We start from the raw sequence: 22,594 nt of genomic DNA, 5'->3' as shown, positions 1-22,594 counted from the left end.
AGCCCACAACACGTGTTGTGGGCTTCTCTTTAGCGGAGGCTGTTAGCTAACCACTTCGGCCTCGTCGCCGTCTTCATCCTTGCGGTGTGCCCAGTGATACAGGGCAGGCAGTACCAGCAAGGTCAGTGCGGTGGAGGACAGGATCCCGCCAATCACCACCGTCGCCAATGGCCGCTGAACTTCGGCACCGGTGCCGGTGGCCAAAGCCATCGGGATGAAGCCCAGGGACGCTACCAAGGCTGTCATCAGAACAGGTCGCAGACGGGTCAATGCACCTTCATCGACTGCCTGTCTGAGCGTTCGTCCCTCCTCCCTTAGCCCGCGGATGAAGGCAATCATCACCAGGCCGTTCAGTACTGCAACGCCGGACAGTGCAATGAAGCCGACACCTGCCGAGATCGACAGTGGGATGTCCCGCAGCCACAACGCCACAACACCACCGGTGAGTGCGAATGGAATACCGGTGAAGACCAGCATGCCGTCCTTCAGGTTGTTGAACATCAGGAACAACAAGGTCATGACCAGCAGCAAGGCGACTGGAACAACGATCTGCAGGCGTTTGGCAGCCGACTGCAGCTGCTCGAACTGGCCCCCCCAAGTCGTCCAGTAGCCCGCAGGAATTTGCACCTTCTTGTCCAGCGATGCGGTCGCCTCCTCAACGAAGGACCCCAGATCGCGGCCTCGAACGTTGGCGCTGACGATAACCAGACGTTTGCCGTTCTCGCGGCTGATTTGGTTCGGGCCCAGTTGCAGGTCCAGATTGGCGACCTGGGACAGCGGGATGAAGCCGATCTGATTGGCACCCTGTGCCGCATTGGCAGGTACCGGGATCAGCAAGCTGGACATACCCGCTACGTCGGTGCGAACGGTCTCTGGTAGGCGTACTACCATGTCGAACCGACGGTCGCCCTCATACAGCGTGCCGGCCTGACGGCCACCCACGGCGATAGCGATCGAGTTCTGAACATCCGCGATGTTCAGGCCGTAGCGTGCTGCTTTTTCGCGGTCAATGTTGATGGTCAGCACCGGCAGGCCGGATGTCTGCTCAACTTTCACTTCCGATGAGCCCGGGACCGCTTTGAGCGCTGCCGCGATCTTGTTGGCGGTGTTGTTGAGCACGTCCATGTCATCGCCGAAGACTTTCACAGCGACGTCACTACGCACGCCCGAAATCAGCTCGTTGAAACGCAGTTGGATTGGCTGCGACAACTCGTAGTTGCTTCCTGGAACACCCGCTGCGGCCTTCTGCACTTCAGCAATCAGCTCATCACGAGGCTTCTTCGGGTTAGGCCACTGATCCTGAGGCTTGAGCATGATGTAGGCGTCAGAGGCGTTCGGCGGCATCGGGTCAGATGCAATTTCTGCGGTACCCGAGCGTGCGAACATCCGCTCAACTTCAGGCACCTGCGCAATCACCGCTTTCTCCAGACGCTGCTGCATCTCGACAGATTGAGTGAGGCTCGTTCCAGGCACACGCATGGCCTGCATCGCAAAGTCACCCTCACTGAGGCTTGGGATGAACTCGCTACCCATACGACTTGCCAGCAAACCACTGAGCACGACCAAGGCTACTGCGGCCGAGAAAGCGATGTTCCGATGTCCCAGCACCCATTGCAGAACCGGTTCATAGCGCAGTCGAGCTGTGCGCATGACCACGCCTTCCTCTTCCTTCACCTTGCCAGTGACGAACATGGCAATAGCTGCAGGAACAAAGGTAACGGACAGGACCATTGCACCCAGCAGCGCCATCACAACGGTGAAGGCCATCGGGTGGAACATTTTGCCTTCGACGCCGGTGAGGGCGAAGATCGGCAGGTACACCACCATGATGATCAGCTGACCGAAGATCAGCGGCCGGCGAGCTTCTCGCGCCGCGGCAAAGACCTCGTGGAAGCGTTCGGTTTTGGTGAGCATGCGGCCATGCTTATGTTGCGCATGAGCCAGTCGACGGATCGCGTTTTCTACAATAACCACGGCACCGTCGACGATGATGCCGAAGTCGAGTGCCCCCAAACTCATTAAGTTGGCACTGACCTTGTTGTTGAACATGCCTGTGAAGGTGAACAGCATGGACAGCGGAATCACCATCGCGGTGATCAGAGCCGCACGGATGTTGCCGAGGAACAGGAACAGAATGGCGATAACCAGGATCGCGCCTTCCACCAGGTTCTTCTTCACCGTCGCGATGGCTTTTTCAACCAGGTTGGTACGGTCGTAAACAGTCACAGCCACCACGCCCTTTGGCAGGGTGCGGTTGATGTCCGCCAATTTGGCGGCGACAGCTTGAGATACGGTGCGGCTGTTTTCACCAATCAGCATGAACACGGTACCGAGCACGACTTCGCGGCCGTTCTCAGTAGCAGCACCTGTACGGAGCTCTTTACCGATGCTGACGTCAGCAACGCTGCTGATGCGAATCGGTGCACCATCCACACTGGTGATCACGATGTTGGCGATGTCTTCGATATTGCCTACCTGACCCGGTGCACGGATGAGCAACTGTTCACCATTACGCTCGATGTAGCCGGCACCGACGTTGGCGTTGTTACTTTCCAACGCTGCGACCAGGTCATTGAGTGTCAGCTTGTAGGTAGCCAGGCGCTTTGGATCCGGCGCAACCAGGAACTGCTTGGCATAACCGCCGATGGTATTGATCTCGGCCACACCCGGGACGTTACGCAGCTGAGGCTTGATGATCCAGTCCTGGATCACGCGCAGGTCGGTCGGGGTGTACGGCGTACCGTCCTCTTTGACCGCGCCATCTTCGGCTTCAACAGTCCACAGGAAGATCTCGCCGAGGCCGGTAGATACCGGACCCATGACGGCCTCTACACCTTCTGGCAGCTGTTCCTTCGCAACCTGCAGCCGCTCGTTGATCAACTGGCGGGCAAAGAAGATGTCAGTGCCATCCTTGAAGATCACGGTGACCTGAGACAGGCCAGAGCGAGACAGGGAACGGGTCTGCTGAAGGCCCGGGAGACCGGCCATGGCCGTTTCAACTGGAAACGTGATCCGTTGTTCGGTTTCCAAGGGCGAGTAACCAGGCGCTGCAGTGTTGATCTGCACCTGGACGTTGGTGATATCGGGTACCGCATCGATGGGCAGCTTTTGATAGCTGTAGATACCGATACCCGCCATGATCAGAACGGCGATCATTACTACGATGCGCTGCTCGATGGCGAATCTGATGATACGTTCAAACATGAGAAATCATCCTGTCAGTTCGCATCAGTGACCGTGTTCGGCAGAAGCTTTGCCGAGCTCGGACTTGAGTGTGAAGCTGCCACTGGTTGCTACCTGGGCGCCGGCTTCAATACCGTCGATGATTTCCACGTACCCATTGTCGCGGCGACCCAGTTTTACCGGGCGGGTGTCAAAGCCATCTGGGGTGCGTACGAATACCGAAGGTTTGTCTTCAACGGTCTGCACAGCGTGCTCAGGGACCGCTACGGCAACTCGATCGGTCTGGGAGGTGACCGCAATGTTTACGAACAGGCCTGGACGCCAGGCGCCGTTGGGGTTGGTCAAGGTGACGCGGACAGTAGCTGCACGGTTTTGCTCGCCCAGCAGGCTGCCGACATAACCCACCTTCCCTTCGACCTCGACGTTCATGTCAGGCGAAGAGACTTTCACTGCACGGCCAGTCGTGACCTTGCCCAGATCTGTCGGCGGAACTGCGAAGGTCGCCCAGACCTGATTCAGGTCGGAAAGGATGAAGGCGTTGGTCGCCTCGCTGACGACTTCGCCGACGGTCAGGTGTTTCTCCACTACCACGGCGTCGAAGGGAGCGCGGAGCTCGTAACGATTACCGCCAACAGAGTTAACCGAGGCACCGATTGCGCCGACCTTCTGCTTGGCGTTGGCCAAGGAGATATCCGCCTCTTGCAGCGCTTGGCGTGCTTGGAGGTAGTCTTGCTCTGCGGAGATCTTGTCCTGCCACAGTTGCTTCTCACGCTCGAAGGTGACACGCGCCAGTTCGACGCGACGCTGTGCGGCCTGTTGTTCGCTGCGCAGGTCAGAGATCTGCTGGCTGGCGATTACCGCCAGGACTTGCCCTTTCTTGACCGTCTCGCCCAAGTTGGCCTGGACAGCCTCAACAACGCCAGGAACACGAGGAACCACGTGGGCAGTACGATCTTCGTCGAAGCGAATTTCGCCCGGGAAGCTCACGACGGTACCGAGGTCACGAGGCGCTGCAGCTTCCAAGGCAACACCGGCGGCCTTGATCTGTTCAGCGCTGAGCGTCAGCTTGCCCTCTTCTTCACCGCCCTCTTCGCTATGACCTTCTTCACCATGGCCCTCATCACCTTCCTCTTTGGCGGCAGATGCGGCTTTCTTTTCGTCGCCATGGCCATCGTTAGCGCCATGCTCAGCGGTACTGGCGGCTTGCTGTCCGGAACTATTGTTCCAGGCAAGGCTGCCAAATCCGAGGGCTGCCACAGCGGCTACCGCGAGGGCGATCTTGCGTTTGTTATCCATTGCTACTCCTGCTGATCGTAGGCACCGGCTTGTTCAAGGCTGTGTGCCGAAGAAAATGTTTGGCCCGTTCAGCGAGCGCCGGCAGTTGAGCCGACTTCGCCATAAACCCTTTCCACCTGCGCACGCGCATTGGTCGCCGCTGCCAACGATTCGAGGTATTGGCCACGAGCGACGATCAAGGTGCGCTGGGCATCCAGCACTTCGATGAAGCCAAATTTGCCCATCTCGAAGCCGCGGGTTGCGGTCTCTACGGCTTGTTGGGCTGATGGCAGAATGGTCTTGTCGTAGGACTCGACCTCCTGCATGGCGGTGGACCACTGGTTCAACGCGGTTTGGGTTTCGGTGCGCAGACGCAGCTCCACAGCATTGCGCTGGTCTCGGGCCTGATCTGCACGACGAGAAGCGGAAAGAATGTTGCCTTGGTTACGATCGAACAGCGGCAACGGCATAGACAGGCCCACAGTGTTGACCCGCTCGCGCACAGAGCGGTCGTACTGGCTACCTACGCTGACAGTAAGGTTCGGGATACGCTGAGCTTTCTCTGATCCGAGCGAGGCGTCGCTCTTGTCGATCTGAACCACGGCCTGACGCATTTCTGCTGTTTGGTCGAGCTTAGCCAGCAGATCTTCAGTGCGAGGTGGCAAGCCCGGGGAGAGGGTTGGCGATTCGAGTCGATCAAACACGGTGACTGAGCTCCCGGTAATTTGAGCGAGCTGTTGGTAAGCGGTCGCTTTTTCCGTTTCTGCACGTCGAACTTGCAGCTGGGCTTCGGCCAGTTGCACTTGAGCGCGGGTCGCCTCCACTGGGGACGACTTACCTGCGCGAACACGGCCATCGACGATGCGAAGACCGCGCTCAGTCAGTTCGAGAGATTGCTTGGCCAGGTCGAGACCTGTCTGGGCCCGCAACGCGGCGTAAAAGGCTTGGACGACATCTGCACGCAGGCCGTTAACGCGACGGTCTAACTCAAGCTGTGCGGCGGTCTGCCCGTATGTGGCGACGTCAACACGAGCCCCCCGCTTACCGCCCAGCTCAAGGGTCTGGCTGAGAGAGACAGTCGTCTGGCTGGTGTTACGACGGGTGTCTTCCACGTCATACGAGATTGTGGGGTTGGGGATAAGCCCGGCCTGCTTGCGAGCACCATCAGCGATCCCAATTTCTTGCCTGGCCGCGGCCAGGTCTGGGTTGGCATCCATGGCCGTCGAAAGCGCCTGGGGCAAGCTGATGCTTTGGGCAAGGGCTGCAGGCGCCATCAACCCAGAGATGACTGCACAGAGTGCAGCGATCTTCCAGGGCGAGACGGGGGTCTTGGGTAAGACATTGCGGTTATACCGGGGCACTTTGATGGTCCTCGTGCACAAACTTCGATAAAGCTTGGCGAGAACGCCGAAACAGCTGCCAAGCCCCACTTGATTAGGTGATGGCACTCTAATGAGCGGTAGCTATCAGAGGGGTGGCTAGAAAATTACAATTTCGTAAGAAAGCTTTGTAATGCCCGTAAATACTGGGAAACCCAACCCGACACGATGATTTCGATACAAGCAACAGAGATGGCAAACACGCGGTGCGAAGGTGCCGAATAACAGGTAGATGACGAAATTGTAATTGTCCTATCACCTTCCCGTTATCTTCGGCCTGCAAATATGAGCTCGCGCTACGCTAGGCGCGCCGCCGGGTCAGAACAACTAACGACACCCGCGCCGGTAAACATAATAAAAACTGCCGTGAATCAAAGGAGCATCGGATGAAAATCAAAGTACCACTGTATTTGGCGGCAGTTTCTGCGCTGTCTGGAAGCTATGCTATTTCGGCACAAGCTGAAGACAAGCCAGAAGGCTTCATTGAAGGCAGCAGCCTTACAGTGTTGAACCGTAACTTCTACTTCAACCGTGATAACCGCGACAGCACCGCCCCCACTTACAACAGTGGCAAGGGCAATACGAACGGCTACTCCGAAGCCTGGGCGCACGCGATCATCAGCAAATTCAACTCCGGGTTTACCCAAGGTACCGTTGGCTTTGGCGTTGATGCCTTTGCCATGATCGGCCTCAAGCTCGACACCGGTGATGGGCGCAACGGCGGCCGTAGCTCCTTCGACGTGCTGCCCGTTGATAACAAGGGTGAAGCTCGCGACGAATACACCAAGGTCGGCGGCGCAGCCAAAGTCCGCTTGTTCGATACCATCGTGAAAGTGGGTGATGTCTTCCCATCGACCCCGGTCGTCGCATCGGGTGACTCTCGCCTGCTGCCAGAGAGTTTCCGCGGTGTGACCGTTGAGAACACCAGCATCCAGGGCCTTACCCTCCAGGGTGGTCGTCTGCATGCGATGAGCCAGCCGGTCTCAAGCAACCTGAACGACAACTTCGTGACGTTCTACGGCGGCCCGGTCAACTCGCCATGGATCGGTTACGGTGGCGGTGACTACTCGATCAACGACAACTGGACTGTGAGCGTCTACGCCAGCCAGCTGAAAGACGTCTGGAATCAGTACTACGCCGGCACAAGCGTGGTTTACCCGCTGAGCGACGATCTGGCGCTGATCGGTGGCTTCAACTACTACAAAGCCGTAGATGAAGGTAAGAAGCGCCTGGGTGAATTCGACAACAACATCTGGAGTGCCAAGGTCGGTGTGCGTTACGGTGCCCACACCCTGGCCCTGTCGCATCAGCGCAACAACGGCGACGACGATTTCGACTACCTGCGTCAGTCGGACTCGATTTTCGTCGACAACTCCATCCAGTACAGCGACTTCAACTCGCCGAAAGAGCGTTCCTGGATGCTGCGCTATGACCTGAACTTCACCAGCTACGGCATTCCAGGCCTGACGTTCATGACGCGCTACGCCAGAGGCTCGGGTGCGGATTACTCGAACGCTAACCAGTTCTACATGCGCACTGATGACAACGGCAACCCGCTCGACAATCAGAAGCGTTGGGAGCGTGACGTCGAAGTCAAATACGTTGTCCAAACCGGTCCAGCAAAAGATCTGTCCTTCCGGTTGCGCCAGGCAACCACACGTGCCACTGCATTCGAATCGGATCTGGATGAAACCCGTGTGATCATTGAGTACCCGCTTTCGATTCTGTAATTCGCTAACTGGACCAGTTATTCATTAACTGGTCCTATTAGTAAAACGAGCATTACGAATTCACCTTGAGTGGCTTAAGTGCTCCTTTGGTAAAAGGTGGATATTTGGCGCCCATTGGGCGCCTTTTTTTTACCTAAAATTCAAGCAAGCGTTCGATTGTACGCATTGCATGCCGGTGAAGTTCATGACTACACCAATGACCAGCTTCCTCGATGTGAGCGACCTCGCCGTCATCTGAGCGGAACGAAGCCAGCACAAAAAAGAAAATAACCCAATACTTCATAAGGTCAAATCACCTGCTGGAGAGAGGGCCCGCAACTGTCAAACCCAAACCGCGACAAGATATACCGCCAGACTATCAACTGTATTACCTAGAAATTACAAATCCGTCATTTGAGCCCCGGCACGCTCATTTTGATTTACCATCCCTTTCAATAATGCCGGCGCGCGTGCGCGGTTAACTGCTCAGTGATATCGAGACAAAATCCCATGCGAATTCTGGTAATTGAGGATGAAGTAAAAACTGCGGAGTATGTGCGTCAAGGTCTGACGGAATGTGGCTATGTCGTAGATTGCGTCCACACCGGGTCAGATGGATTATTCTTGGCTAAGCAGCACGAATATGAGCTGATTATCCTGGATATAAATCTGCCAGAGATGGACGGTTGGCAGGTCCTTGAGTTGTTGCGTCGTAAAAACTGCCCTTCCCGTATCATGATGCTGACGGCGAGAAGCCGGCTGGCGGATAAGGTCCGGGGGCTGGAGAACGGAGCAGATGACTACCTGATCAAGCCATTTGAGTTCCCTGAGCTGCTGGCCCGGGTTCGCGCCTTGATGCGCAGGTCAGATCACCCTGCATCCGTAGAGGTCATTCGCGTCGCTGACCTGGAGCTTGATCAGAGCCGGCACAGGGCATTCAGGGACGGTCAGCGCATTGACCTGACCACGAAAGAATTCGCGTTACTGCATTACCTGATGCGTAATACCGGTGTGGTGCTGAGCCGCACCCAAATTATTTCGCAGGTTTGGGATATGAATTTTGACTGCGACACAAACGTTGTAGAGGTGTCGATTCGAAGACTCAGAGCCAAGATAGATGACCCTTTCGAGACCAAACTGATACATACGCTTCGGGGCGTAGGGTATGTGCTTGAAAAACGATAGTTGCCAAGCTCTCTAGTACCGAAAATCCGCTACATGCTCCCGTCGCTTGCGAACTTGAGGTTTCTGTTTACGATCCGCGGCGCTGATTCCTCACTCAACAAATGAGGTAGGCTGTACATGAGGTATAGCATTGATTATCAGCAGGTTTCGCAAGGACAATCCGATGCCAGCATTGATGCCTGTCCAGCTGACATTGTCTTCAACAGCGACCATGGCCTAGCTCTTATCCCGTGCGTTGGCGATGTTATCAACCTCCCCTCTACGGCGGTCAAAGAAGGGGTTTGCGGCATCGTTAGATCAAGGATTTTCAATTATCTCAGAGGTCCTGAAGAGCTGTACTGTCACGTCAATATTCTCGTTGAGGAGGCGGACATCAATTTCGAAAGTCTCATCTCGGAATACATGCGCAATCAGTCACGTGCTCGCTCGCCTTCTTCATAAAGTCGAAGGCGGGCCAGTCCATTAATGGTTGTGTATGGGTGAGGGTTCAGCAGAGCGAGCGCCTACTGAGCACCAGAGATGAATAGTCACAGCCTAGTGGTTTAACGCGGTACTGCTGGTGTACGCAGGGCCGGACTTATTGTTTTTTGAATGGCGCATTGCAGCACATAGAAATATAAAACCCCGGAAGCAAATACGATTGCGGACAGATAAGCAAACTCAGAGTCTAAAACCCCGGAAACCATATACAATTTAATCGTGATAGAACCCATAATAATTCCGGTACAGTACATGACGCCTGTGAACTGATTGCCCAAAAAACTCAGTATGCCGCTGAAGGCATTGTTCGCACTCAACAGCATTGCTTTCAGTATCGTCCAGCCGAGAACTGGCAGAAAAGCCTTGATCATGAAGGCGAATAACATCGACGATGCAAACAGTTTTATCGGGGTTTCTGCCCACGGCTTGATGGTGCCGTCTACTTCAACGCCGGTATACAAGATGATATTCAGAATAATCGCCATAAGGGTGCATATGCCGAGGCGTATCATTTCCCGCTTAAGCGGGGCCATCATTATCACTGCGTGAATCTTGTTTCCAAAGTATCGTTTTAGTCCTTGGATCGACATTTTTCTTCCTATGCTCTCGGGTATGACGCTGTTGTAGCGTTGTATGACGGTCATGCTTTTACCCGAAGAGAGGTGACGCTTCAACGGTCCTGAATTGCGCAGGGGATCTCATGTCCTTCCCCTGGCTGGGTAGCTTGCTGAGAAATTCTCATCTACCTGCGTGGCAACGATGCGGCCACCCCGCCGCCGTCAGAGCTCTGGAGGACTGGCTGCTGTCAGCAACTCATCGAGTGACGGAACCTTAGCGTTTGCACTGAGGACGAGTGTTCTGGATCGGAGTATGGATACATCAAAGAAAGATTCGCACTCGACTCTTCCGTTTACTTCTCTCCAGTGGGTGACTTCTGGTATCAACTCATTAGGCACCGGGTATAGTGCCATAGGGTTATGGAATACCTCCACTTCAGCAGACCACGGCTCGTAGCCATATTGCGGCCAGAGCTGACCGTAGTCGCTGGACGCTACATCCAACAGAAATGGGATACCTCGTGATGCTCCCGGAGAACGGTCGAAAAACTCACCAAACCGCAAGTATCGGTACCCGTCTAGATGAGCTCCACCTGAGATCGGCACTCGGCTGAGCTTTGGCACTGTGCAGGCATTGGTGAAAATGACCGCTGAAAGATGGGCATTTTCCATTAGCGTAAATAGGCCGTTGGGGCGCCCTGATAGCAGAGATGTCTCTTCCTCCACAGTTATCAGGTGCGTACCACGATGCGCAGATGAGTGAACTGCAAAGCCATAGAGATAGCTGATGAGCGACTCCCTGCTCCACAGCATTGAACTGGGCGCATGGAAATCGGCTAAGGCCAGAATGAGCGGCTTACCCTCCACGTGCGGTAGGGATTCGTAACGCTTGTCCAATTTGTTTTGGATGGTCCTCGCAAACCTTTCTGCAGCCGCTCCTAAGAAACGCTCATGTCGGTCAGCGGGTGGGGGGACCGGCGAGGCGCCAAAATGCTCATACCGCTCTTCCGGGTTGGCTGTCACTGCTTCAATCCAGGCCTCATCTCCCAGCCTATTCTCGATGTGAAAATCGGGTGATTCTTTAGGCTGGGTGACCAAGAGTCCCTGTTCACGAAAAATCGCTAATAGGTGGGCTTCCCAGAGGCGGGTGTGAAAATTCTCAGTCTGGCAATCGGGAACCCAATTTCTGTCTGGGGATGGCAGTGCGAGATACAGTTGATTCAGCGCCCACGCCCCAATACGGCGGCTTGGATCAAATAGTGATTTGAACACCACGCTTGGTGTGCGCTTACCCATTCTGCTTAGAGGAGCACGTCGTCGTTCACCTGAAGGGAGTGGAAGCGGATGGGCTTGGGTATAGAGAAAATGGCTGATTGAGGCGCGGGCTTCAGACTCGCCAGTGGTGCGCTCACTATGGCTGAGGAGCACCCACACGCTATCGACACGACGCCGCAAGGTGACAATTCCGAAGCTGCCGGAATGGATATTTCGGGTTAGAGCGGCACAAGAAATTCCGTCCTCACTAAGCCATGCCCCTACTGGCGGGCTGTCCCCAAACCCCAACCCTCGTGGAAGCGACAAAGCGATTAGATCGAACATCGGCGCAGCAATTTCTTTCATTCGCTGATCTCGGCAGCCGTCAAAATGCATTCCATCAATGCCTCGGAGCGTGCCCGCCGGCGATGGCATCGGTGGAGGTACCTATTGAAGAAGGGGGCCTTGTTCCACCAGGACATCTCGGTTGGTGAAGATGGTCTCAATGGTTGCAGCCTCGGCAGCCACATGAGTCTTTCGCGTGATCTCTTCAAGGGCCAGTTCGAGCCGGTAGTCTTGGAAATACTCGTACAGCTTTTCAGAGCTCTCGGATATCTCCTCCCCACCATTCTTCGCGAACAAGATGTGGATGATCGCTGCGAGTGGGAGAGAGATGTCGAGATCCTTCTCTTCTGCATCTGAATCCGAGTTCAAACCGTCGAAATACCTCTCCAGATGACTCTGGAGCTCCTCAAGCCAGAACTGAGATAGGTTGCTTGGAAGGGAGCTTTCAGGCCCGGTCAGAAGGACTTCATCTCTGAATAGAGCCAGCAGATTGGGGTTTGCCATGGAGGACCTCACGATTAGATTTGAGAGCAACTGGTCAGCATAGTCCACCTCAAGATGACCACCTCCTTGACGCCCATCCTGGTGCTCCTGAGCATCAGACGAGTGAATCGCCCCGAAACCTGTAGATATAAAATGACCGCTTCTCGCCGTTAGCTGCCTTTCTTGAAGGACAGCTTTGGGTCGATAGCGGCCTTCGTGGAGGTTGGTGTCTACGGGGTCGGTTTAGTCAATCTGAATCTCCGGTTTCACCTCCGTGAGGCCGGCCATCGTCATGCATCAGATCTTGATTGACACGCGTGCCGCTTTGGATAGCCTTGCAATTGAGGGCTGCAACTGCGCATTTGTCGGGCCTGGGTACCAGCATGAGCCCCCCGCAATTTTGGCAGCAGAGGAAGCTGGTTCCTCTGAAGTAGTGACGGCGGGCATTGCCAGTCGGATTCTGAACCCAAGGTCGCCAGACTAGGAGCTAAAGGATCGCTGCGACTACTCCTCATCCCTTACCGAAAAGTCACGCGTCGGTCGTAAACGGCCCTTTCCAGGCCAATCAACTTTTGTGATTGGTGAGTAGGGATTTCTCGGCTTTTCTGTGAAAAGCACCCCTTCATTTCACAAAAAAAATGGCGAAGATTCCAATTTCACGGGGTCTGGCCTATCACCTATTTTGTGAACCTACACGCATTGAGATCGGTACGAAACGGCGAAAGATATTCTGCGGAAGAACCGGTAGCGCGAGGAATTACTGCCTTGTAGCAGTGACGATAAAAGCGTACTCATCCCCATTTTCGTTGGATCTATATTCGCGCTTACCGCCTATTGGGAGAATTTCTGTCCCTTTGTACATATAGCCATCAGTATGAGGGTAATCGACGGTAAGATTACCAAATTTGTCGCTCTTCATTTCCTTCAAGCGTACGTAGTTGACGTCCATGGTCAGACGGATGTCTCCATCACTCATAACAACTGGCGTAAAATATGCGGTTGTGCCTAGTTCCAGGCGGCCGAGTCGCGCTTTATTCGTACCAACTAGCTCTCTGTATCTCATGTACTGAACGTCTTTATAGGGAGCCTGGATACCGTTTTCAGTAATCGCGTGTGGCATAGCTACAAGCTCACCATTGCGATAGAGCTCAGTGCGTATGTTTATCGATTCTGCGGATGCATGGATCGAGAATGCAGCCACAGCTGCGAAGATAAATGCTTTCATGAGAACGCTTGCACACTCAAATTAACCGAGATTCAACCACCCCGGCTTGAGGCCAGGGTAGGAGAAGAAATTGACCACTCGCATTTCTATCCAAGCCGAGGCAGGTCACGCAGCAAAGCTTTGAGTTCGTGCCACGGATGCTGTGCGCTTTCGGTTTCGTTCGAGCACCCTTCTTCATGAGTGAACGATTCGGCTGCCTGATCTACAGCTTGGCTGGAGTGGCAACCCTGGCAGCAGATAATCGAGTACTCGATAGACCATCTTTCGCCGAAAGCTTCCAGATCTTGGTCTAGCTGACTGTAATTCTCGTTCTCGCTCATTCCTACCTCACGTTGTGGGCGTGAAGCTCACGCCTCTCCTCAGACCTGGCCATTCGCTGGCCCTGCAGGAAGTGTAACTGGCCGAGAAGGATTTCTCACGACCAATCAGGGTGATTGGGATCAGCCAACGACTTGCCGGCGACTACCATCTCCTTAGCCTGGTCAGCACACACTCAGCCTCCATATTGCCCTGCCCTAAAGGCGCACCCGCTGAGGAGCGGCCGAGGATCAACCCTCCCGCCCCTCAGCCGAGACATCACTCGTTGGCTGCGTAAATCGCCTTACGAAGCCACTCGCCTACTGCGGCCGATCGAGATCCTCTCCGGGCATCGATGTGCCGTCCCCTGAAAGTGCCCCACGCTCGATAAACTCGCCCGTCGACTGCGACCCAGAACGTGACCTGATCTTCGTCCACCTGCCGATAAATTGCTTCTGGTACTGCGTTCATAATCGGACCTGCTTTGTGTATGAGGTCCTAGAATGGCGTCACGACCATTGGCAGTGGCAAGTCATGATCGGAACTGAAGAGCGTACTCCAGAAGCTGCGTATTCATTGCATCTCGGTTTTCACCGTAGTGAGCTTCCCGGTGGCAATTCGGGCAGAGTGCAACGCAGTTGTAGACGCGGTCCGACACGTCGGCACCTAGCACGTGATGCACGTCCAGGAAGCCTCGGAAAGTTCGACTCTCGTCGCATCTCTCACATCGGTACCGAGCTCGCTCTAGCACCGCGAGGCGCACCCGAGGATCTCGCTTCACATGCGACCGAAGAGTGCTCACCCTCTCCCCCTCGTCCCGCCCTAAAGACGAATAATCCGGCGTAGGACAATCGTCGAATGTATCGTCAAGGCCCGGCGAAAACGCGTCTGTAGGGATCAGCTTCGCGAGATCGACAACCCCTGGCCATTGCCACAAGACATCAGCTACCTGGTGGGTATCTGGCAACCGATCATCCTGTAACCACAGCGTTGGACTTGTTCCGTTCTGGGCATGGTTCTTCTTGATGCGGCCCTTCAGCCCCAGACGCAAGAGCTCATCGCTCACTTCCCGCTGACGATTCCAGATCGGATGCAAAGCACCTAGCGGGATAAGAGCCGCATAGGCCACCGCCTCGCCGTCGCGCTGAAATAGCATGGCGTGGCTCATGCCTTGGGCGAGGTCTCTCCCCACCACGTGCTCCAGGGTGGCGTCCCAGCCGCCAGGCCGTAGGTGGGCGGTCAACTGAGCAGCTGAGTACTTTTGCTCGTTCGGGTTACGACCATCACGGCGCCAGCAAAGGCGCACCCGGGCTTTGACATGCTGTCCTTCGTGGGTGTTGAAAGCGACAATCCGCTGGGATGCTGAGCCAGTTGGAATTCGGCGATCCTCGACAACGTTGAAGCCGCAGGCCTCCAAGAATGGCCGCACAGCGTCGCGAGAGCGCTGTTCTGCCGCGAGACTTTCCGAGCCCCGGAATTGACGGGGTGGTGAATTGGACAATTCAACTCTCCCTCGTAGCACGCGGCCGCAGTCCAGCTTATCCCTCTGCGCTGGCGGCCTGAGCTGCGCTTAAAATGGATCAGCCCCGGATTTCCCGGGGCTGAGTGTAGTCGACTTGGAACAACGGATGGTCAGCCCTTAAGCGGCACCCTGCTGACCTGCACACCGGGGCCTACTGCCGACTCAACCGGTTTGGCACGCCCGAAGTGATACTCAGCATACTGGCTGCTGCCATCCTGGATCACGCACACTGCCAAAATCCGCCACCCTTCATCCAGCAGGCGCTGCGCCTGAGTCTGACCATTCACTTGCTTCAACTCGGTTACATCTTCAATTGCCATCGGAGCTGCTCCTTGCGTGGATGATGGCTCAGTGTAATCACTGATCCGGCTTACTGTCCTCCTCCAATTCAGACATTGTTGCGCGCCCATGGCCGGGTAGCCCAATGGGGTATTGGGGGCAATCGTCCTTCATGATCCATATTTGCTTCGTGAACGACTGCTGCTTGAAACCACGAGGCAGCCTGTTTCCAGGCCCCAGCCTCGTCAGACGCCATTCCCACGCTTGTTTTCTCGACATGGTTCGTTGAACCTCTGCGTGGAGGTGCTGAGTAGCGGTGCGGATGCTTGCGATGAGTTGGCGGCCGATGTCCGCTTGTGATTCTGGCTTTACCGCTGGCGCTGCAACAGCTACGCGATGCGCTTCGGTTGATCGGCATGTCTTGCAGGTGACTCCATTGGGGTTTCTCGTCGACACCAGGTTGTGGTTGTTTCGACCGCAGGCGACTTGATCCTCGCCGGTTCCGTAGTGGGTGACCATCTTCTAGCTTGCTCGATAGGAAGGGTTACTTGGTGGATGTGTGCGGACCTCTAAGCGAGGTCCGGATGCTTCGTGCGTTAACTGGCTTTTGGCTTCGGTAGTCTTTGCGCAACTTCCTCTGGGGTAAGGTCATCCAGAGGAACAAGACAGGTCGAGCCACGACAAACCAGAATCATACGGACACCATCTGCTGACACACCCTTGTAATCGTTATGCGTACGGCGATAGATCAGGTCCAACTGTGCTTTGGTTGCGGTTGTCATGATCTACACCCTCAAGCCGCAGCCTTATCAGCCTGGGCCATGATCGCTTTGGCTGCATGGTTGATCATGTACAGTTGTGCGTAGAGGCTGTCACATGTCTCCGTAATGCGGTGCTCGTACCACTCTTCACCCAGGCACAACGTTTGACAATTGTCTCTCATGTAGATGTGAGCTTCCTCGGTGAAACCGATGTTCTCCGCAGCATCAAAGAGGTTGTCCCAGTGCATCCATCGGTCATCACCGTTCGATAGGTCACGACGATGGGTCAGGGTCAGAGCGCGGAATTCAGCCCAATGCCCACCTCTAACCAGGTCAGAGTCCTGCGCCCACGCTGGAAGAGTTTCCCAGATTTCCTCTGAGCAATCGTTGTGCAGCTCCCGGCAGATGCTCGATACCAACACCTGACGGAACAGGTCCGTGCTGAACACCTGCTTCTTGTGGGACTCATGTAGCTTGGTGTGCAAGTAATAGGTGACGTCATCGCCGGCCAGGAAATTCATTCCATAGCCCAGGCCAACACTGAACGTCAGATGGCCGATGTCGCCGACTACCGCGATACCGAAGCGGGTCATCATGATGTCGAATGCATAAGCCGTGGTGCCCTCAGCCTTGCAACGCCAGATCTCTGCGTCGTCCTGCTTCACCAGACAGGTGTATTGATGGTTCTTGAGCTTCTCGGCCGCACGGGCTTTGCGCTCGTCCTGGGTCTGCTGGCGCTGCTCAATGTAAGCAGCTCGGGATTTTGCAACATCCATCGTCGTCCATTCCCTGAAAGGGTGATTGAGTGCCACAGAAGTTAAACTATAGGGCAACAATTTGCAATGATAGGTTGTACCCTACGTTAACCTTTTTTCATCGCCATCAGCTGCTTTTTCGCTGTAGCTCCGTGTCCCTCGACCGGAGAGCTCACCGAACAGGTGGGTGACAAAGGGTCAACGACCTCTGATCTCCGTACACAAGCTTTGCTCTTCAGATTTTGGTGATAAAGTCATTTTCCTGAACCACCGGGGGCAGTCCGTATGACCCTCACTATTGATGCGAATGGCGGTCTTCGAGAATCCTCCTTTGCGACCCACAATGACGTTGATATGGAAGTGCAATGAAACGAATTGAAGAGCAGGAGCCACCGCAGAATTCAGTATCATTCCGCGAGATCTATCCAGCGATCGCAGACTCGATGGTTCAGACCTACTCCAACATTGCCGAAGACGCATTCGCTGGTTTTCTCGATGAAAAAGCGTCCCTTGCCGCATCAAAAGCATCGAGCAACAGCGAGAGAAGCAAAGCTTTTGGCATCAAAACCATCGTATTTGCCGCGATGGCCATAGAGGCGGCGGCCTTCGAATTTTTGCCTCCTACCCTGCTTCGTCAGGAGGACAAGGGTGAAATAGACAGCTGGGGCCTGGTACGCAAGTGGGTGAAAATGCCCGAGCGGCTTGTCGGTCAGCCGCTTGAAATAAAGGGCCCAGCAATCAAAGGGCTCGAAAATCTTGTGAAAGCACGTAATAGATTGGTGCATTACAAGTCAAAATGGGAAAATGACAAAGGTACTGTCAGGTTGGCCAAGGCGAAAGAGTGGGAAAAGTTTGAAACTGAACAGGTACCCAACGCCTTCATGACCCTGGTGCTGCTCTCCCTCGAACTGAACGCATCACCGTGCGGAATTTTTGGAGGCTTTCCGTACCACGATAGGACCATTTGCCCGCCCGGTTTCAAAAGTCGCCATACGCCACATCTCGGCGTAATGGAAGTCATTGACCGGTGTCTCGCGATCCATCACGAACATCACAAGAGGGCTTGAAGTGTACGCTCTGGCGTATACCCACAACCCGGGTATTCCCGTGTCCGAAGCTCAGCGTCTGCTCAGCAGCCCAGTGGCAGTCGAATGGTTTGCCAACATCATCAACCAGCAGGCCGGACGTCTCTACCTGGATAACCTGCGGGACTTCTGCGACATCTACTGCATAGCTGCAGCCGACTCAACTGCCTACCGTGAGCCTATCTGTGGCCGCCGTCGATAATCTCGATCAGACCTTCGACCCGATGCGCGACTTCTTCCATCGTCGCCAGGCCGCCCTGCTCGATGATCAGGCGGTCGGCGTGGAGCTGATGACCGAACGCAGCGTCGTATACCCAGGCACCTTCCTCGACCCTGCGCCGTCTATTACTGCCACCATCGAGCTCCACTCGCGGCCGGTTGGCGAGATCTGCTATGGCGTCAGCCCGCTGCTTGATCGCGTCTACCTTGATGACCTGGTGATCACCAAGGCATCGAAACGCCGTGGTCTGGGCCAAGCCGCCCTGTGGCAGCTGTGGTGCACGCACCGGCTGCCGCTCACTCCTTTATCTCAGGCATTGGGATCAGGACTATTTTGGGCCACAGTGCGCCGGCGATTTTCCGCGGCTGGCGCCACCATTACACAAGATCTGCGGAATGAAGAACAGGACGCCGAGCAATTGCGTTGGCAGAACCTGGTACCGGAATCGGCTATGGATCGGTCCATTCGCCGATATTGGGAATGGGTGGAAGCAGAGCATGCAGCTGGCCGCCCGGCCGGACCTGGTGTGCGATGATCGGTCCCCGGACCTAAGGGAATTCCGCCTTGCATGTCACCGTTTCCACCGGCTGCTGCTGTCCAAGTCCCGACCCTTTCAGATTGCCAACCTGGAGCTGGCCATGCACCTGATCAACTACTGTCGTCTCTTCCTCCAGCGCCGCAACATAACCCGCCTCGATGCGCAGGCGATCGGACTGCAGCTAAGCACTCTGCGCAGCGAATCAACTCGCGGACATTTCGTCTTCCCAGGATTGAACATAGTTGCAGCCATCGTGCAGCACGGGCAAAAAGTCGGCTGGATTCGCTACTGCGTCAGCCCGCTGAATGACCGTGTATACATCAGCGAATTTGAAGTTGCCTACGACCAGCAACGCCGTGGTCTGGGTCAGGCAACCCTGTGGAAGCTCTGGCAGCAGTACCAAGTACCGCTGTCCCCTATGCACGAAAAGGGCTCGTCCATTGGATTCTGGGCCAAAGCACGCAAGCGCTTCGCCGCCGCTGGGGTCGAATTGACCCCGAACATCAGCACCGCCCAGCATCCCGGTGAGCAGCAGCGATGGCAGCATCTGATTCCAGAATCTGAGTTCGAACGGTCAATGCGTGAAGCGATGGCCTCACCAGAGTGGCCAGCCATAAAGGCGCGGTTTGATGCGGAGTACGGCCCACACTGGGAAGGCTGACCCCGCTCACAATTGTGAATCTAGTTGACACAAGTGTGAGCGTAGACCCGGGGCCGAAGGTGCAGCTATTTTGCGATGATCTTTCGTTGCGCCAGCGTGGCAAAAATTGGGATTATCAGCCTCGCGACTGGAAGCATGAACCCACTAATTATAATAGCGCACAAAAGCACGAATACTTTGTCTTCGTACATGCCTTTTAGAGCGGACGAAACAAACAACGGCAGCAAGATTGCGGGAAGCATATAGACTACCGATGCAATCCAGCGAGCTTGAATTCTTTCCAAATATAAAGTAACAACAGCAGCAATGAGATTACCTGTTGTACCCATCAGAATATTGTCATCGCCCAGCAAAGACATGGCAATATGCATACCAGCAACATAGGAAATCGTTGCCAGAAAAAAAGCTAAGAAGCTTACTTTTCTTTCGCTCATGATGCTTTACTCTTGTGAGCCGGTGCAGATTGCCGTGAGGCATAAAACCACTACCCCGAGACCTAAAATTAAAAAGGTAAAAAATGCGATCCCAACGGCCATCTTATCTAGCATTGACACGCTGCTATCCAGTGGAAATTTTAGATCTTCGGACGCGGCAATCAATGCAAATGCAGCCGGTATAGTCAGAAAAATCAGGATAGCAACCATCAAGCCCGCAAACCATGCTGCTGCTCGAAATGCATCATTCCCTAGCTTAAAGCTCACACCGAAAGACCAGGCCGCGGCGATCAACGAAATGCAGTTGATCCAAAGCGCCGGAGTAACATCTGTGTAATTATGTGTGATAATTCGCGCCCAAGCATACCAAACTGGCGGTAAAGCAATCATTAAGGCGATAATCGCGGCGATACCCGCTAATACTCCCAGCCCAATCAGAACGTAAATTACAGATGTTCCCATAGCTGCAAGAACGCTAGGGCTCTGATTATCGTCAACCTTGAGTTGTTCATTCATCATACTTTTCCTAAGTGAATTACCTGCCCTGCAGCTAGGCTATCGCCTATCAACTATGCCCTTTTTTTATACTCACCAGAGTGAATACCGGCTTTGCAAGAATGGAAATGACACCTACAGAGATAAGTACAAGAGGAGTCGGCACTCCTACCAGATGCGAACCAGCAATAACCTCTACCAAACTTTCAAATGGAAGGTCAGGATTAGAGGGCGGAATGAGCTGCAGTTGGATTCCAGCTATCAGCCCAAACATTGCGGGGAAAAGCCAGCCCCCGTAGTAGTCGGCGAGGTCGCGCAACGCTACGAAGAACAAAATAATTGCAATTGCAGGCCCAAAGATGAAAACCATCAGCAGGCTAATTAAGATCCCCATATCAATCTTACCTTCAATAAATGTACTGATCTGGCCATCGGTTCATCCGGTCATCCGACCGCCCACCTCAAGCCTGATTGCGATTCATAACGCGTATGCATAATACAGCACAAGAGAGAAATACATCAAACTAGATCGATTGCCTGGGAAGGCACGATGCCCCGACCACCCCATGCCATACCCCACCAACCATCCATGCATGGCTGCACCGCTGGCTAGCTGGCTGTAGACGATTTGCGGAGCTCCCAACCTGTACCAGGTCAAGCTAAAGGGCACCATCTTGGAGGAGCTGTGACCAGAGAGCCTGTTCGATAAACTCGCCGTACCTTTCAGCAAGCTCTGCGCAGCCATTTCGGCCCAATTCTGTTGCGGCGCCACTCTCGTCATAGGCAATACCAGAAACCACGCGGAACTCCATTTCCCGGTACCCCGTGGCATCCCAGTCACTTGACCAGATACTTGGATTCGATACCGCTTCGATGATCTCAGTAATCTCACACTGGATCACGCATCCCTCAGCGTCGATATGGACCTCATACACGTCGACCTCCCAGCCTGCTCAAAGAAGATCTGTGTCTGTCTCCAGGCTGATTCCTGCGGCAGGCTTGTCATCACGAAGACCGATGAACACCGGGTGCCGTACCTTCCCGGCGGGGGTGAGCTCGGCAAATTGCACTTCGCAGACCTGCAGCGGCTCCAGCCAAACTACATTTTTGCCCAGTTGTGGCGGATTGCACGATGCAGAACTCTCTCGCGCCAGATGCACAAGGGATGCGCTAAGGATTTGCGCGCTGATTCTGTCGATGCCAGAACTCACACGGCCGGCATACACCAACCGCCCGTCGTCATCATGAACACCCAGCAGTAAAGAGCTGATACCGGCAGTCGACCTGGTCAGACCGACAATCACAAATTCTGCCCTGTTCCAGCACTTAAGTTTGATCCAGGTACCGTCCCGCTCGCCCGTGTAAAGGCTGCCATCGCGCTTTCCAACGATGCCCTCAGTTGCATGCGAGCACAGTTGGCAAGAAGCTGCAGTGGATAAGCATCGAGCGATGGACTGAAACGGATTTGTTCTAGGGGGCAGTAATCCAGCAATGCCTCAAGAGCCTGCCGCCGGAGCTAAAGCGGCTCACCACGCAAGTCCGCTCCGTTGAGGTAAGGCATATCAAAAATTGCGTAATGGAGATCGTCGGTTTGTCCGGAATCGAATGCAGGCTTCAACATGTGGAATGCCGGCATGCCGTCCTTTTGCTGGAACACCACCTCGCCATCCAACCAGGCCGAGTGGACTGGAAGCCGCGAAAGGCTTTTGGCAATACGTCGAAGCTTCTTTGTCCAGTCGTGGCCGTTCTTGGTGAACAGCTGGACGATCGGTCCATCAATCCGAGCGAGGAATCTATAGCCGTCTAGCTTCAGCTCGAAGTGCCAGGCCCCGGCCGGCGGCTTAGTCACCATGCGCACCAGCTGCGGGTTCATCCGCTCAGGCATTGGAGCTTTCTTGCCGGCCATGACAATCTCGCCTCACTGAACCTTGATTTCCAGTTGAGTGTTCAGCGGGCGGAAAGATCCGGCGTTGTAACCCAGTGGGTAGCTGCTTGACCTCCCCCGGGGGATGAGGGCTTTCCTGGTCGAAGGTTCTAGTCGAGCGACCTGCGGCTGAACCAGCTTTTTGTCCGCCAACATAGTCGCCTCACGAGCGACGGATTGCTGAACGAACGGCCACCGGCAATCCGTACAAAACAGCCTCCTACACCAGCGCTGTGTCGCTGGTACAAGTTCGACGGTGTGAGCGCCTGATGCAACTGGATCACTATTTCGGAACGAGCAGGGACGCGCTTGGGAAGACCTGGCCATGGGTCGGGCCCGTCAAACCAATCAGAAAGGCTACCGTCTGAGTTCACTGCCCCCAAAGACACGATTTCTACCTCATGGGGGCTCATATTGGTCACCCAAATTTCTTCATCCTTGTCTCGAAATCCGAGGGATACCTTTACAGAGGTACGACCCCGCCAAAGGGCCAGTATTGAAAGGGCTAAGCCCGCGTACGCTGGGATACGTGATCCCCAATCAATCTC

At 54.8% G+C, this 22,594-nt stretch carries 23 protein-coding genes; 7 read left to right on the top strand and 16 right to left on the bottom strand.

The genetic code is table 11. The features are described 5' to 3' along the window. Nucleotides 1–42: 42 nt before the first annotated feature. From G7009_RS18220 to G7009_RS18210, 3 genes are all read right to left on the bottom strand, one after another. Complete coding sequence (locus tag G7009_RS18220) at nt 43–3,204, bottom strand: CusA/CzcA family heavy metal efflux RND transporter (protein ID WP_010951454.1); 3,162 nt, start codon at nt 3,202–3,204, stop codon at nt 43–45. Nucleotides 3,205–3,228: 24 nt separating this feature from the next. Continuing rightward, nucleotides 3,229–4,479, bottom strand: coding sequence for an efflux RND transporter periplasmic adaptor subunit (locus tag G7009_RS18215; protein WP_020302560.1), 1,251 nt, complete (start codon nt 4,477–4,479; stop codon nt 3,229–3,231). 68 nt (nt 4,480–4,547) lie between these two features. Next, entirely contained in the window at nt 4,548–5,819 is a 1,272-nt protein-coding gene (locus tag G7009_RS18210; protein WP_133164861.1) for a TolC family protein, read from the bottom strand. A gap of 404 nt (nt 5,820–6,223) precedes the next feature. Between G7009_RS18210 and G7009_RS18205 the strand changes: the two genes are divergently transcribed. From G7009_RS18205 to G7009_RS18195, 3 genes are all read left to right on the top strand, one after another. Beyond that, entirely contained in the window at nt 6,224–7,567 is a 1,344-nt protein-coding gene (locus tag G7009_RS18205) for an OprD family porin (RefSeq protein WP_003253422.1), read from the top strand. A gap of 489 nt (nt 7,568–8,056) precedes the next feature. Continuing rightward, nucleotides 8,057–8,731 carry a heavy metal response regulator transcription factor gene (locus tag G7009_RS18200; RefSeq protein ID WP_003253420.1) on the top strand — a complete coding sequence of 225 codons (675 nt, stop codon included), beginning with the start codon at nt 8,057–8,059 and terminating at the stop codon, nt 8,729–8,731. Between the two features lie 117 nt (nt 8,732–8,848). Next, nucleotides 8,849–9,172, top strand: a complete 324-nt coding sequence (locus G7009_RS18195) for a hypothetical protein (protein WP_010951457.1) — start codon at nt 8,849–8,851, stop codon at nt 9,170–9,172. 101 nt (nt 9,173–9,273) lie between these two features. On the opposite strand, the gene G7009_RS18190 is transcribed toward G7009_RS18195, so the two are convergent. The 7 genes from G7009_RS18190 to G7009_RS18160 form a co-directional block, all read right to left on the bottom strand. Continuing rightward, the gene (locus G7009_RS18190; protein WP_020302118.1) at nt 9,274–9,801 is read right to left on the bottom strand and encodes a hypothetical protein; all 528 of its coding nucleotides are present in this window, start codon (nt 9,799–9,801) and stop codon (nt 9,274–9,276) included. A 189-nt stretch (nt 9,802–9,990) separates the two neighbouring features. Beyond that, nucleotides 9,991–11,388 (bottom strand): hypothetical protein, encoded by a 1,398-nt coding sequence (locus G7009_RS18185; RefSeq protein WP_258197977.1) that lies wholly within the window; start codon nt 11,386–11,388, stop codon nt 9,991–9,993. 81 nt (nt 11,389–11,469) lie between these two features. After that, nucleotides 11,470–11,871, bottom strand: coding sequence for a hypothetical protein (locus tag G7009_RS18180; protein ID WP_012269857.1), 402 nt, complete (start codon nt 11,869–11,871; stop codon nt 11,470–11,472). Between the two features lie 736 nt (nt 11,872–12,607). Further along, entirely contained in the window at nt 12,608–13,075 is a 468-nt protein-coding gene (locus tag G7009_RS18175; protein WP_181131364.1) for a hypothetical protein, read from the bottom strand. A gap of 829 nt (nt 13,076–13,904) precedes the next feature. Then, nucleotides 13,905–14,873 (bottom strand): HNH endonuclease, encoded by a 969-nt coding sequence (locus G7009_RS18170; protein ID WP_181131363.1) that lies wholly within the window; start codon nt 14,871–14,873, stop codon nt 13,905–13,907. Between the two features lie 131 nt (nt 14,874–15,004). Continuing rightward, nucleotides 15,005–15,214 carry a hypothetical protein gene (locus G7009_RS18165; RefSeq protein ID WP_181131362.1) on the bottom strand — a complete coding sequence of 70 codons (210 nt, stop codon included), beginning with the start codon at nt 15,212–15,214 and terminating at the stop codon, nt 15,005–15,007. A gap of 752 nt (nt 15,215–15,966) precedes the next feature. Next, the gene (locus G7009_RS18160) at nt 15,967–16,710 is read right to left on the bottom strand and encodes a hypothetical protein (RefSeq protein WP_181131361.1); all 744 of its coding nucleotides are present in this window, start codon (nt 16,708–16,710) and stop codon (nt 15,967–15,969) included. Between the two features lie 344 nt (nt 16,711–17,054). On the opposite strand from G7009_RS18160, the gene G7009_RS18155 reads away from it, so the two are divergent. Genes G7009_RS18155 through G7009_RS18140 form a run of 4 tightly spaced genes read left to right on the top strand, consistent with a single transcriptional unit; the run spans nt 17,055 to nt 19,193 of the window. Then, the gene (locus tag G7009_RS18155; RefSeq protein ID WP_181131360.1) at nt 17,055–17,756 is read left to right on the top strand and encodes a hypothetical protein; all 702 of its coding nucleotides are present in this window, start codon (nt 17,055–17,057) and stop codon (nt 17,754–17,756) included. A gap of 1 nt (nt 17,757) precedes the next feature. Continuing rightward, the gene (locus G7009_RS18150; protein ID WP_181131359.1) at nt 17,758–17,976 is read left to right on the top strand and encodes a hypothetical protein; all 219 of its coding nucleotides are present in this window, start codon (nt 17,758–17,760) and stop codon (nt 17,974–17,976) included. Further along, nucleotides 17,960–18,529, top strand: a complete 570-nt coding sequence (locus G7009_RS18145) for an N-acetyltransferase (protein ID WP_308813333.1) — start codon at nt 17,960–17,962, stop codon at nt 18,527–18,529. The genes G7009_RS18150 and G7009_RS18145 overlap by 17 nt, the downstream gene beginning before the upstream one ends. Further along, nucleotides 18,492–19,193 carry an N-acetyltransferase gene (locus G7009_RS18140; protein ID WP_258197976.1) on the top strand — a complete coding sequence of 234 codons (702 nt, stop codon included), beginning with the start codon at nt 18,492–18,494 and terminating at the stop codon, nt 19,191–19,193. Before G7009_RS18145 ends, G7009_RS18140 begins: the two co-directional genes overlap by 38 nt. Before the next feature lie 65 nt (nt 19,194–19,258). On the opposite strand, the gene G7009_RS18135 is transcribed toward G7009_RS18140, so the two are convergent. From G7009_RS18135 to G7009_RS18110, 6 genes are all read right to left on the bottom strand, one after another. After that, nucleotides 19,259–19,627, bottom strand: coding sequence for a hypothetical protein (locus tag G7009_RS18135; protein WP_181131358.1), 369 nt, complete (start codon nt 19,625–19,627; stop codon nt 19,259–19,261). A gap of 6 nt (nt 19,628–19,633) precedes the next feature. Continuing rightward, nucleotides 19,634–20,143, bottom strand: coding sequence for a hypothetical protein (locus G7009_RS18130; protein ID WP_181131357.1), 510 nt, complete (start codon nt 20,141–20,143; stop codon nt 19,634–19,636). Between the two features lie 49 nt (nt 20,144–20,192). Then, nucleotides 20,193–20,516, bottom strand: coding sequence for a hypothetical protein (locus G7009_RS18125; protein ID WP_181131356.1), 324 nt, complete (start codon nt 20,514–20,516; stop codon nt 20,193–20,195). A 265-nt stretch (nt 20,517–20,781) separates the two neighbouring features. Further along, complete coding sequence (locus tag G7009_RS18120) at nt 20,782–21,057, bottom strand: hypothetical protein (protein WP_181131355.1); 276 nt, start codon at nt 21,055–21,057, stop codon at nt 20,782–20,784. 18 nt (nt 21,058–21,075) lie between these two features. Continuing rightward, the gene (locus G7009_RS18115) at nt 21,076–21,426 is read right to left on the bottom strand and encodes an ATP dependent DNA ligase (protein WP_181131354.1); all 351 of its coding nucleotides are present in this window, start codon (nt 21,424–21,426) and stop codon (nt 21,076–21,078) included. Nucleotides 21,427–21,638: 212 nt separating this feature from the next. Beyond that, complete coding sequence (locus tag G7009_RS18110) at nt 21,639–22,028, bottom strand: ATP-dependent DNA ligase (protein ID WP_181131353.1); 390 nt, start codon at nt 22,026–22,028, stop codon at nt 21,639–21,641. Nucleotides 22,029–22,594: the final 566 nt, after the last annotated feature.

Source organism: Pseudomonas capeferrum (assembly GCF_013523055.1).
GTDB lineage: Bacteria > Pseudomonadota > Gammaproteobacteria > Pseudomonadales > Pseudomonadaceae > Aquipseudomonas > Aquipseudomonas capeferrum_A.
Note: the sequence above shows the minus strand (reverse complement) of the source record. Positions and strands in the feature narration are given on the sequence as shown.